This window comes from Enterobacter cloacae complex sp. 342H5 (genome assembly GCF_050030905.1).
GTDB classification, from domain to species: Bacteria; Pseudomonadota; Gammaproteobacteria; order Enterobacterales; family Enterobacteriaceae; genus Enterobacter; species Enterobacter intestinihominis.
Genome location: NZ_JBLGVB010000001.1, coordinates 294,022 through 306,163, shown reverse-complemented (window position 1 = coordinate 306,163; position 12,142 = coordinate 294,022). Strand labels below are relative to the sequence as shown.

General features: G+C 55.1%; 10 protein-coding genes. 3 read left to right on the top strand and 7 right to left on the bottom strand.

What is annotated here, in order from left to right; translation table 11 throughout:
- Window positions 1–33: 33 nt before the first annotated feature.
- Window positions 34–642 carry a transcriptional repressor LexA gene (gene lexA, locus ACQG03_RS01500; protein WP_003860318.1) on the bottom strand — a complete coding sequence of 203 codons (609 nt, stop codon included), beginning with the start codon at window positions 640–642 and terminating at the stop codon, window positions 34–36.
- A 108-nt stretch (window positions 643–750) separates the two neighbouring features.
- On the bottom strand, window positions 751–1,119 hold the full coding sequence (locus tag ACQG03_RS01495; RefSeq protein WP_006810487.1) for a diacylglycerol kinase: 369 nt from the start codon (window positions 1,117–1,119) through the stop codon (window positions 751–753).
- 154 nt (window positions 1,120–1,273) lie between these two features.
- On the opposite strand from ACQG03_RS01495, the gene plsB reads away from it, so the two are divergent.
- Entirely contained in the window at window positions 1,274–3,694 is a 2,421-nt protein-coding gene (gene plsB, locus ACQG03_RS01490) for a glycerol-3-phosphate 1-O-acyltransferase PlsB (RefSeq protein ID WP_023299088.1), read from the top strand.
- 89 nt (window positions 3,695–3,783) lie between these two features.
- Here plsB and ubiA read toward each other — a convergent pair whose 3' ends face one another.
- The 5 genes from ubiA to malK form a co-directional block, all read right to left on the bottom strand.
- Window positions 3,784–4,653 (bottom strand): 4-hydroxybenzoate octaprenyltransferase, encoded by an 870-nt coding sequence (gene ubiA / locus ACQG03_RS01485; RefSeq protein WP_022646737.1) that lies wholly within the window; start codon window positions 4,651–4,653, stop codon window positions 3,784–3,786.
- A gap of 12 nt (window positions 4,654–4,665) precedes the next feature.
- A complete protein-coding gene (ubiC, locus tag ACQG03_RS01480) occupies window positions 4,666–5,163 on the bottom strand; it encodes a chorismate lyase (protein ID WP_058677314.1) in 498 nt (165 codons plus the stop codon).
- 172 nt (window positions 5,164–5,335) lie between these two features.
- Window positions 5,336–6,274 carry a maltose operon protein MalM gene (gene malM, locus ACQG03_RS01475; protein ID WP_063152840.1) on the bottom strand — a complete coding sequence of 313 codons (939 nt, stop codon included), beginning with the start codon at window positions 6,272–6,274 and terminating at the stop codon, window positions 5,336–5,338.
- A gap of 111 nt (window positions 6,275–6,385) precedes the next feature.
- Entirely contained in the window at window positions 6,386–7,753 is a 1,368-nt protein-coding gene (locus ACQG03_RS01470) for a maltoporin (protein WP_032621777.1), read from the bottom strand.
- Between the two features lie 42 nt (window positions 7,754–7,795).
- Window positions 7,796–8,905, bottom strand: a complete 1,110-nt coding sequence (malK, locus tag ACQG03_RS01465) for a maltose/maltodextrin ABC transporter ATP-binding protein MalK (RefSeq protein WP_003860329.1) — start codon at window positions 8,903–8,905, stop codon at window positions 7,796–7,798.
- A gap of 371 nt (window positions 8,906–9,276) precedes the next feature.
- On the opposite strand from malK, the gene malE reads away from it, so the two are divergent.
- Complete coding sequence (gene malE, locus ACQG03_RS01460) at window positions 9,277–10,467, top strand: maltose/maltodextrin ABC transporter substrate-binding protein MalE (protein WP_022646733.1); 1,191 nt, start codon at window positions 9,277–9,279, stop codon at window positions 10,465–10,467.
- A gap of 121 nt (window positions 10,468–10,588) precedes the next feature.
- Window positions 10,589–12,133, top strand: a complete 1,545-nt coding sequence (gene malF / locus ACQG03_RS01455) for a maltose ABC transporter permease MalF (protein WP_063163887.1) — start codon at window positions 10,589–10,591, stop codon at window positions 12,131–12,133.
- The last annotated feature ends 9 nt before the right edge of the window (window positions 12,134–12,142 follow it).

Sequence of the window (12,142 nt, the reverse complement as noted above, 5' to 3'; positions counted from 1 at the left end):
GCTGTAGAGGAACTACAGCCTGTCAGGAAGAGATTACAGCCATTCACCGTTGCGGATAACGCCGACAGCCAGCCCTTCAATAGAGAAGCTCTGCTCGCGGAGATCCACCACAATCGGGGAGAATTCATTGTTTTCAGGCAGAAGCTGCACGGTATTGCCTTGTTTTTTCAGGCGCTTAACCGTCACTTCATCATCAATGCGCGCCACCACGACTTGTCCGTTACGCACGTCCTGGGTTTTGTGTACCGCCAGCAGATCGCCATCAAGAATACCGATATCTTTCATGGACATTCCGCTAACGCGCAGCAGGAAATCGGCGCTCGGCTTGAACATGCCTGGGTCAACCTGATAGTGCCCTTCGATGTGCTGCTGCGCCAGCAGAGGTTCACCTGCGGCTACGCGACCCACCAGCGGAATACCGCTCTCTTCTTCCACCAGCAGACGGATGCCGCGTGAGGCGCCGGAAACAATCTCAATCACGCCCTTACGCGCAAGCGCCTTAAGGTGCTCTTCGGCAGCATTAGGAGAACGGAAGCCCAGACGCTGCGCAATTTCTGCACGCGTGGGTGGCATACCCGTCTGGCCGATATGATCCCGAATGAGATCAAACACCTCTTGCTGCCTGGTCGTTAACGCTTTCATACCGCCCCCTGGGTGTATATACAGTTATGCTGTGAGTATATACAGTCAAAGGCGATTTTGGAACCAAAAACTGCACAAAAAACCAGGGACTTAATTATTCCTCGAGGCTCATCGGAAATGCGACCAAAGTAGCGTGACCCAGGTGATCGCCGCCGTGATAATCGACAGCAGTACGGCAGCGGAACCCATGTCTTTCGCCCGGCCAGACAGTTCATGGAATTCCGACCCGATTCGGTCAACAACGGCCTCAATAGCGCTATTCAGAATTTCCACTATCATCACCAGAAGGACAGATCCGATGAGCAGTACGCGGGTGATAGCATCAACATCAAGGAAGCAGGCGATGACAACGGCAACGATTGCGGCAACCGCTTCCTGGCGGAAAGCGGCTTCATTAACCCATGCGGCGCGGAAACCTTTCCATGAATAACCGGCAGCTTTAATGATTCGAGTTAACCCAGTGGTATTATTGGCCATTAAAAGAACCTTTTATGATAAATAGCGTCAGTAACTAAAGCCGCAGCGCGTTTTGCTGCGACCTGAAGTATGACGGGTAACAACAGAAATTTTGCGCGCTTTCTGTTATCCTTGCGCCGCAATTGCATTATTAACCAGAGGCTTTACATCGTTTATGTCCGGCTGGCCACGAATTTACTACAAATTACTTAATTTACCATTAAGCGTACTGGTAAAAAGTAAGTCTATCCCAGCAGAACCTGCGCTGGAATTAGGGCTCGATACGTCGCGCCCTATTATGTACGTTTTGCCTTATAACTCGAAGGCAGACCTGCTAACGCTTCGCGCTCAATGTCTGGCGCACGATTTACCTGACCCGCTTGAACCGCTGGAAGTCGACGGTACGCTGCTGCCGCGCTACGTGTTCATCCATGGCGGACCGCGCGTGTTCACCTATTACACGCCGAAAGAAGAGTCCATTAAGCTGTTCCATGATTACCTCGATCTGCACCGCAGCAACCCCGATCTGGACGTGCAGATGGTGCCGGTGTCGGTGATGTTTGGCCGTCGTCCGGGGCGTGAAAAAGGGGAAGAGAACCCGCCGCTGCGTATGCTCAACGGCATTCAGAAATTCTTCGCCGTCTCATGGCTGGGACGCGACAGCTTTGTTCGCTTCTCGCCTTCCGTTTCACTGCGCCGCATGGCGGATGAACACGGTACTGACAAAATCATTGCGCAAAAGCTGGCGCGCGTTGCGCGTATGCACTTTGCACGTCAGCGTCTGGCGGCCGTTGGGCCACGTCTCCCGGCGCGTCAGGATCTGTTTAACAAGCTGCTGGCTTCCAAAGCGATTGCCCGTGCCGTAGAAGACGAAGCGCGCAGCAAGAAGATTTCGCACGAGAAAGCGCAGCAGAACGCAATCGCGCTGATGGAAGAGATCGCCGCAAACTTCTCCTACGAGATGATTCGTCTCTCTGACCGTATCCTCGGTTTCACGTGGAACCGCCTCTATCAGGGGATTAACGTCCACAACGCCGAGCGCGTGCGTCAGTTAGCGCATGACGGCCACGAGATTGTCTATGTGCCCTGCCACCGCAGCCACATGGACTACCTGCTGCTCTCTTACGTGCTCTATCACCAGGGCCTGGTGCCGCCGCATATTGCTGCCGGTATCAACCTGAACTTCTGGCCAGCAGGTCCGATTTTCCGCCGTCTGGGTGCGTTCTTCATTCGTCGTACCTTCAAGGGTAACAAGCTCTACTCCACCGTCTTCAGGGAGTATCTGGGCGAGCTGTTCAGCCGCGGTTATTCCGTGGAGTACTTTGTTGAAGGCGGTCGCTCCCGTACCGGTCGTCTGCTCGATCCGAAGACCGGCACGCTGTCGATGACCATTCAGGCCATGCTGCGTGGCGGTACGCGTCCTATCACGCTGGTGCCTATTTACATCGGTTATGAACACGTGATGGAAGTGGGCACCTACGCGAAAGAGCTGCGCGGTGCGACCAAAGAGAAAGAGAGTCTGCCGCAGATGCTGCGTGGTCTGAGTAAATTGCGCAACCTCGGTCAGGGCTACGTGAACTTTGGCGAGCCCCTGCCCCTGATGACATATCTGAACCATCATGTTCCGGAGTGGCGCGAGTCTATTGATCCTATCGAAGCGGTACGTCCGGCCTGGCTGACGCCAACGGTCAACGGCATTGCATCCGAGCTGATGGTACGCATCAACAATGCTGGTGCGGCAAACGCCATGAACCTGTGTTGTACCGCGCTTCTGGCCTCTCGCCAGCGTTCACTGACTCGCGAGCAGCTGACCGAGCAGATTGATTGCTATCTGGATATCATGCGCAACGTGCCGTATTCCGTGGATTCGACCGTGCCGTCTGCCACCGCCAGCGAATTGATCGATCACGCGTTGCAGATGAACAAGTTCGAAGTCGAGAAAGATACGATTGGTGACATCATCATTCTGCCGCGCGAGCAGGCCGTGCTGATGACCTACTACCGTAATAACATCACGCACATGCTGATGCTGCCGTCACTGATGGCAGCCATTATTACCCAGCACCGCCGTATTTCGCGTCAGGAGCTGCTGCGCCATATTCAGGCCATCTATCCGATGCTGAAAGCGGAGCTGTTCCTGCGCTGGAGTAAGGATGAGCTGGCGGCAGAGCTCGATAAAATGTCCGCAGAGATGCGTCGTCAGGGGCTGATTACCATCAGTGATGACGAACTGCATATCAATCCGTCACGTTCCCGAACCTTGCAGCTCCTGGCTTCCGGTGCGCGTGAGACGTTGCAGCGCTACGCCATTACCTTCTGGTTATTGAGTGCTAACCCGTCAATCAACCGCGGTACGCTGGAAAAAGAGAGTCGGACGCTGGCCCAGCGCCTGTCCGTTCTGCATGGCATTAACGCCCCGGAATTCTTCGACAAAGCGGTATTCAGCTCCCTGGTGCTGACGCTGCGCGACGAAGGTTACATTAGCGATACGGGCGATGCTGAGCCGGAAGAGACGATGAAGGTTTACCAGATGCTGGCAGAGCTGATTACCGCGGATGTGCGTTTAACGATTGAGAGTTCGACGCAGGGCGAGTGATGTTAAAGCCGGGTGGCGCTAACGCTTACCCGGCCTACATGTTCTGCTAAATCGTAGGCCGGGTAAGGCGAAGCCGCCACCCGGTTTTTTTATGACCAGTAACTCATCGCCAGCCCCATAAACAGCACCAGCCCGACGTAGTTATTATTCAGAAACGCTTTAAAGCAGGCTTCACGCTCGCGCTTCACGATCAGCTTCTGCTGATACGCAAACAGCAGACCCGCCACCAGCACGGACCAGTAAAACTCCCAGTTCAGCCCGTTCAGGCGACCAATCGCCACCATCAGCGCCAGCACCGCCACCTGCAATATGCCGATGATCAGTTTGTCGTGACGGCCAAACAGGATCGCCGTCGATTTGATGCCAATCTTGAGATCGTCATCGCGATCGACCATCGCGTATTGGGTATCGTACGCAACGGCCCAGAGAATATTCGCCAGGAACATCAGCCAGCAGCTGAGCGGAACGGACTCGCTGACCGCGGCAAACGCCATGGGAATCGACCAGCCAAATGCCGCACCCAATACCACCTGCGGCAGATGGGTGTATCGCTTCATAAATGGGTAGACCCAGGCCAGCGCCAGAGCAGCGACGGACAGCAGAATGGTCATGGTGTTAAGGGTTAACACCAGCATGAAAGAGAGAAGCACCAGCACCACAAACAGGATGCGCGCCTCTTTCCCGGTCACCTGACCGCTCGGCAAAGGACGATTCGCGGTGCGCTTAACATGTCCATCAAATTTCCGGTCAGCATAGTCGTTGACCACACAGCCCGCAGCGCGCATCAGCCAGACACCCGCCACAAACACCGCCAGGATCCACAGCGGCGGTACGCCCGGCGTGGCAACCCACAGCGCCCATAAGGTCGGCCACAGCAGCAGCAGCGCGCCAATGGGTTTATCAGTACGCATCAGGCGGTGATAGGCCAGCAGCTTATTCTGCGTCAGACTCCACTCCATTTTTTCTCCCTCTTAGTACAACGGCGATGCAGGCAAAAAGAGTTCCGTCAGTATTAACGGCTTGCCACTCAAACGAAGGCGGGAACGGCGCCCCCACAAATCGGCATCGCAACCAATTTCAATAAAATCACGGGTCAGTTCAGACGAGGTGAACAGATATCGCCCCAGCGGCGTTTTGCCGAGGCGTTGCAGTGCCAGCTCCGGCCCGGAAAGTGTAGACTCAGGAACCACCGTTCGCCCGGCAAGCCACGGCTCGCCATCCGCACAGAGTAAAATTTCACGCAGCCAGTAGCGTTCTTCCTGCGGCAGCAGCGGCAGCTCGCTGGCAATCGCTTCAGCCGAGACAAAACCTTCCTGAATCATCGTCACCGTGACCGTTTTACCCTGTTGCTCAAAACGTTTTGTCATGGAATCTTCCAGCAGCAGCCAGTCCAGCTGTTCCGGGTCAAGCGCAGGGATGTGGTCGAAATAGCGTAGCGCACGCAGCTGCGTTAGCGCGGGGTGTGACATGCCAGACTCTCCGATACATAACGTAAAAGCATTGTATCGCAGATTGGCAAAATGAGGACGGACAAACAGAATTTAACGATCACTATCGCAACAAAGGTGCAACTTAGCCAAAAAAAGTGCGCCCGCGAAGGCGCACCAAACGACTAACAAAATCAGCACTGTGGGGAGACGGTTACCCCTTGCCTTTTACACTGCTGATAAAGGTGGAACGGGCAGTGGTTGAACCTAAACGCTCGGCTTCATCAAGCAGTTTCAGCGCTTTATCGACATCGCCGTTTTTAACTGCCTGCTTGATGGCGTTGTTAAAGTAAGTTTCAGTATCGTTAAGCACCGGCTCGGCTTTTTTCGCCGGGGCCGGGGCTGCGGCTGGTGCTGCGGCTGGCGCGGCATACACAGGCGCGGCAGTATTACCCACCGTTACCGGACCCGGGCCAGATGAGCCAAACAGTGGGCCTACGAGTACGCTGGAGCTGCTGTTGGTTTTCACCTTCAGCTTAAGCAGGCCGTCGGTGGTATGGCGCGCAATCGGATCGGGAATATCGGGAATGGCGTTACCAACCCCTTTGGCATAGGCTTTTGCCGGATCGAGCAGAGTGGTGGTTTGCTGCAAATCTTTTTCAGTGGTGAAGACCAGTACGTAGAGCTTTTGCTGCCCGAGCGCCGGGGTCAGACGCATTACCCCTTCCAGGCGGTCCGCGCTCATTACACCCGGCTCTTGATAGGTAAAATAGCTGCTGGGGAAATAGGCGGAAGGCGTCATGTTCTGATCGAGGATCAGAACGTTCGGCGCAAAAACGCTGGTCTGTTTGTTAACTTCACTGGATAAAGTCAACGTTAGCTCACCGATATTAGCCGGTACGCTATAGGCGGCTACCGGCCCGGTAATGCCAGCCACATTGAGCTGTTGGCCACCCGTCGCAAGCTGTGTGCTCTGCGTTTTGGACTGATCCACCGGCGTCCAGGTTAATTGCTGTAGAGCGGCTGTCGGAATGGCAGGCGCTGCGCTGGTATTCTGCGGTACATAATTGACGTCAGCGAGCGTAACGCCAGGCACACAGGCCAGCAGACCCGCTGTCAGGCACAGCGCGACGAGATTTTTCTTCATTTTCATTGTTATCACCTCAGAAAGCGTAAGCACTGCGGTGGCCAGGCAATAGCGCGCAGTACCTCAGGAATTGAGGGGCTTTCGCCCCCCAGATTACATCGTCAGATCAGGATGCGGTTACCACCAGATTTCCATCTGGGCGCCGAAGGAGAACTCATCGTCATCGCCGCGGCTGGTAGAGAATCGACCGTTACCGGTGGAGTCAGAGATCGCGTAACGGGTAGCATCGCCGTTACCGTTCTTCGCGTAGCCCCATTTCTCATCCCACTTCGCGTAGGTTGCGAAGACACGGATGGCCGGACGAGACCAGATGCTGTCGCCAGCCTGCCACTGTTGCGCCAGGGTGATTTTGTACTGGCTGTTGCGATCGCCGGTTTCCTGGGATTTGACGTTGTCGTAGCCCACTTCCAGCAGGGTGCTCATGATTGGCGTCCATTTGTACATCGGACGTACACCCACGGTCCACCAGTCACTCCCCTGGTTATCATCCATGTCGAGTTTCTGGTACATACCGACATACATCAGGTCCCACTTGTCGGCCAGGGTGATTGCACCGTGGTCCAGGATGCGCCAGAGGCTGCCGTTGTTATTAATCACATCGTTGGCGTAGTTGGTCGTCGTGCCATCAGGATTCGTGATGGTAAAGCTGGAAGAACCATAGGAACCCTGGCTCAGACCTTTACCCTGCGTGGTCATTGAGTCCATCGCATACTGCAGCACAAACTTGTTATAGCCTTTCAGCATGCTCTGGGTATGTTCAGCGGTGAACATCCAGCCATCTTTCGACGCGCCGTCGGCAAGATCATAGCCGTCGGTCGTGTTCGCGCGGCCATAATCCACACCCAGTTCCAGCACGCCGTCCGGATTAGTTTCCAGGCCCGCTAAACGCACGTCAAATACGTCGTTCGCGGTATCTTTGGTACGGTCATAGATGTTCTGGCTGCTGAAGGCATAAGAACCGCCAGCTTCCTGGGAACGCGTCGCTGCCAGAGACAGTTTACCGAAGCCCAGATCGATGTTTTCAATACCGGCACCAGGACCAGAGATATCCCAGTAGTAGAAGTCGATCATGTGTACGTCATGACGCTGATAGAAGCGCTTACCGGCCCAGATGGTAGAGCCAGGCAGCCATTCAATCAGGTTTTTACCCTGCACGTTAGCTTCACGGAACGCCGGATCGGTACCTTCCCAGTCATTCTGCTGTGCCACGGAGTACGCTACGTTGGTGTCGAAATAGAAGCTCTTGTCGCCTTCTTTCCACACTTCCTGGCCCAGTTTCAGTTCGGCGTAGGTTTCACATTCGTTACCGAGACGGTATTTACTTTGTGCGCCTGTTGCCTGGAAACATTGTTGTTCACCGCCACTACCCGTCCAGCCGATACCAGAACGAGCATAACCATGGAAATCCACTGCCAGTGCCTGAGCAGACATTACGCCCGCTGCGACGGCAACTGCCAAAGGAAGTTTGCGCAGAGTAATCATTATTCTATCTCCTGAGATCATTGCTTTTCTTTGTAATTGGAATGCTTAAACGCCTGGCTCTTTGTGCAACCGACGACATGCAGTGCCATCCTCACGGAACAGATGGCAACGCTCTGGCGGCAAACCGATAGCGAATGTGGCACCCTCTTCTACCAACACCACGTCATTCTGGCGGTAGACCAGGTTCTGACGGATGGCGGGGATCTGGATATGAATCTGTGTTTCGTGACCAAGCTGTTCGACGACCTGAACTTCACCTTCCAGCGTCACATCAGCGATGTGGCTCGGCAGTAAATGTTCAGGGCGGATACCGAGGGACATATTGGCCCCCACCTGTACATTGGCGCTGTCGACCGGCAGCCAGACTTGCTGACGGTTTGGCAGCTCCACCTGTACCTGTTCGATTGCCGTCGCGGTCACTTTTACGGGCAGGAAGTTCATCTTTGGCGAGCCAATAAAGCCCGCAACAAAGCGGTCTGCCGGGTAGTGATACAGCTCCAGCGGTTTGCCCACCTGCGCCACGCGACCGGCGTCCAGTACCACGATTTTGTCGGCCAGCGTCATCGCTTCGACCTGATCGTGGGTGACGTAAATCATCGTGCGTCCAAGACGCTTGTGCAGACGGGAGATTTCGATACGCATCTGGACGCGCAGGGCGGCATCCAGGTTAGAGAGAGGTTCATCGAGCAGGAACACGCGCGGCTCGGCCACCAGCGTACGGCCGATCGCCACACGCTGACGCTGACCACCGGAGAGCGCCTTCGGTTTACGCTCCAGCAGATGTGCCAGCTGGAGTACTTCCGCCACCTGGGTGACGCGCTGGTTAATGGTCTCTTTTTTCGCGCCGGCCAGCTTCAGGCCAAAGGACATGTTCTCGGCAACGGAAAGATGCGGATAAAGCGCATAAGACTGGAACACCATGCCCACGCCGCGTTCAGCTGGCGGGATGTCGTTCATTCGGGTATCACCAATAAATAAATCGCCACTGGTGATGGTTTCAAGACCGGCAATCATACGCAGCAGAGTAGATTTACCACAGCCTGATGGACCAACGAACACCACAAACTCACCTTCGTGGATGTCCAGATTGATGTCTTTTGACACCACAACGTCGCCCCAGGCTTTCGTTACATTACGCAGCTGTACGCTCGCCATGCCCTTCTCCCTTCGTTACAACCTGTCACCGACAGAAACATTCAAGATAAGTTCACTATGCGTGTTCCATTACTTTCGTGAATCCTCCACCCCCCGGCTTTTTTATGGGGGAGGAGGCGGGAGGATGAGAGAGCAGGCTCTGCGACCGCAGCGGAGGGGCTGAGGCGAAAATCGTGAAGCGGCCTGCAAAATTCAGTGGGTTTTTATGTGCGCCAGCACTCATAACTTAAATTTATGTTACAGGGATCACACAAACAGGGGGTGGGGCGTAGGGACTGGGAGGATGGAAAGAGGATGTCAAATAAGGAGACTGAGTCACGTTGAACCACCTTATGTATCCACGAGCACATCACCAATAAAGGATGGCAGATATGAAGATCAAGACTGGCGCACGCGTTTTCGCATTGTCCGCCCTCGCAGCAATGATGATTTCCGCACCGGCTCTCGCCAAAATTGAAGAAGGTAAGCTGGTTATCTGGATTAACGGCGACAAGGGCTATAACGGTCTGGCCGAAGTGGGCAAAAAATTCGAGAAAGACACCGGTATCAAAGTCACCGTAGAACACCCGGACAAACTGGAAGAGAAGTTCCCGCAGGTTGCGGCAACCGGCGATGGTCCGGACATTATCTTCTGGGCGCATGACCGTTTCGGGGGCTACGCGCAGTCTGGCCTGCTGGCAGAAGTCACGCCAGACAAAGCCTTCCAGGACAAACTGTTCCCGTTCACCTGGGACGCCGTTCGCTATAACGGCAAGCTGATCGCTTACCCAATCGCGGTTGAAGCCCTGTCACTGATTTACAACAAAGACCTGGTGCCAAATCCACCGAAAACCTGGGAAGAGATCCCTGCTCTGGATAAAGAGCTGAAGGCGAAAGGTAAATCCGCTCTGATGTTCAACCTGCAAGAGCCGTACTTCACCTGGCCGCTGATTGCTGCCGACGGCGGCTACGCGTTCAAGTTTGAAAACGGCAAATATGACGTGAAAGACGTGGGCGTGGACAACGCGGGCGCGAAAAAAGGCCTGACCTTCCTGGTTGACCTGATTAAGAACAAACACATGAATGCGGATACCGACTACTCCATCGCGGAAGCGGCGTTCAACAAAGGCGAAACCGCGATGACCATCAACGGTCCGTGGGCCTGGACCAATATCGACAAGAGCAAAGTCAACTACGGCGTGACCCTGCTGCCAACCTTCAACGGCAAGCCGTCTAAACCGTTTGTTGGCGTGCTGAGCGCGGGTATCAACGCCGCCAGCCCGAACAAAGAGCTGGCGAAAGAGTTCCTCGAAAACTACCTGCTGACCGATCAGGGTCTGGATGAAGTGAACAAGGACAAACCGCTGGGCGCCGTTGCGCTGAAATCCTTCCAGGATCAATTAGCGAAAGATCCACGCATTGCGGCCACCATGGATAACGCCCAGAAAGGCGAAATCATGCCGAATATCCCACAGATGGCTGCGTTCTGGTACGCCACCCGTACCGCCGTCATCAACGCGGCAAGCGGTCGCCAGACTGTTGATGCCGCGCTGAAAGATGCTCAGGGTCGTATTACTAAGTAAGTCTGAAAAACGGCGGGTGGCGCGTGCGCTTACCCGCCCTACGACTACGGCACGATCCGTAGGTCAGGTAAGCGCAGCGCCACCTGACGATAAGTTTCCACCGTTGTAGAGGAAGAACCCCATGGATGTCATTAAAAAGAAGCACTGGTGGCAAAGCGACGCACTGAAGTGGTCAGTGATAGGTCTGCTGTGTCTGCTGGTGGGTTACCTTGTTGTTTTAATGTACGTGCAAGGGGAATACCTGTTTGCCATCATGACGCTGATTTTAAGCTCGGTTGGCCTGTATATTTTCGCCAACCGTAAAGCGTACGCCTGGCGCTATGTCTACCCGGGTGTTGCCGGGATGGGGCTGTTTGTCCTCTTTCCGCTGATCTGCACCATCGCGATTGCCTTTACCAACTACAGCAGCACCAACCAGCTCGCGCAGGAGCGCGCCACCCAGGTGCTTCTGGATCGTTCTTATCAGGCAGGTAAAACCTTTAACTTCGGCCTGTATCCTGAAGGCGACGAGTGGAAGTTAGCGCTCACTGACGGTGAGAGCGGTAAAACCTATCTTTCCGACGCGTTCAAATTTGGCGGCGAGCAGAAGCTGGCCTTAAAAGAGGCTGCGGCCCTGCCGGAAGGTGAACGTGCGAACCTGCGTATCATTACCCAGAATCGTCAGGCGCTGACCCAGCTCACCGCCGTGCTGCCCGATGACAGCAAAGTAACCATGAGCTCGCTGCGCCAGTTCTCCGGCACGCAGCCGCTTTATACGCTGGCGGATGACGGCACGCTGACCAACAACCAGAGCGGCGTGAAGTATCGCCCGAACAACGATATCGGTTTCTATCAGTCGGTGAATGCCGACGGCAGCTGGGGCGACGACAAACTCAGCCCGGGCTACACCGTCACCATCGGCTGGGGCAACTTCACCCGCGTGTTTACCGACGAAGGCATCCAGAAACCGTTCTTCGCCATCTTCGTCTGGACGGTGGTGTTCTCGGTACTGACGGTGATCCTGACCGTGGCCGTGGGCATGGTGCTGGCCTGTCTGGTCCAGTGGGAATCCCTAAAGGGCAAAGCGATTTACCGCGTGCTGCTGATTCTGCCGTACGCCGTGCCGTCGTTCATCTCGATTCTGATTTTCAAAGGGTTGTTTAACCAGAGCTTCGGTGAAATCAACATGATGCTGAGCGCGCTGTTCGGCATCAAACCGGCCTGGTTCAGCGACCCGACCACCGCTCGCTCGATGATTATCATCGTGAACACCTGGCTCGGTTATCCGTACATGATGATCCTGTGCATGGGGCTGCTGAAGGCCATCCCGGACGACCTGTACGAAGCCTCGGCGATGGACGGCGCGGGTCCGTTCCAGAACTTCTTCAAAATTACCCTGCCGCTGCTCATTAAGCCGCTGACGCCGCTGATGATTGCCAGCTTCGCCTTTAACTTTAACAACTTTGTGCTGATTCAGCTGTTGACCAACGGCGGTCCGGACCGTCTCGGCACCACCACGCCGGCAGGCTATACCGACCTGCTCGTGAGCTACACCTACCGTATCGCCTTCGAAGGCGGCGGCGGTCAGGACTTCGGACTGGCGGCGGCGATTGCCACCCTGATCTTCCTGCTGGTGGGCGCCCTGGCGATCGTGAACCTGAAAGCTACACGTATGAAATTTGACTAAGGAGGGCAC

What these genes read in the sequence shown, in the direction of transcription:
- lexA (WP_003860318.1), bottom strand. Translation starts at nt 642, where the DNA reads ATGAAAGCGTTAACGACCAGGCAGCAAGAGGTGTTTGATCTCATTCGG.
- ACQG03_RS01495 (WP_006810487.1), bottom strand. Translation starts at nt 1,119, where the DNA reads ATGGCCAATAATACCACTGGGTTAACTCGAATCATTAAAGCTGCCGGT.
- plsB (WP_023299088.1), top strand. Translation starts at nt 1,274, where the DNA reads ATGTCCGGCTGGCCACGAATTTACTACAAATTACTTAATTTACCATTA.
- ubiA (WP_022646737.1), bottom strand. Translation starts at nt 4,653, where the DNA reads ATGGAGTGGAGTCTGACGCAGAATAAGCTGCTGGCCTATCACCGCCTG.
- ubiC (WP_058677314.1), bottom strand. Translation starts at nt 5,163, where the DNA reads ATGTCACACCCCGCGCTAACGCAGCTGCGTGCGCTACGCTATTTCGAC.
- malM (WP_063152840.1), bottom strand. Translation starts at nt 6,274, where the DNA reads ATGAAAATGAAGAAAAATCTCGTCGCGCTGTGCCTGACAGCGGGTCTG.
- malK (WP_003860329.1), bottom strand. Translation starts at nt 8,905, where the DNA reads ATGGCGAGCGTACAGCTGCGTAATGTAACGAAAGCCTGGGGCGACGTT.
- malE (WP_022646733.1), top strand. Translation starts at nt 9,277, where the DNA reads ATGAAGATCAAGACTGGCGCACGCGTTTTCGCATTGTCCGCCCTCGCA.
- malF (WP_063163887.1), top strand. Translation starts at nt 10,589, where the DNA reads ATGGATGTCATTAAAAAGAAGCACTGGTGGCAAAGCGACGCACTGAAG.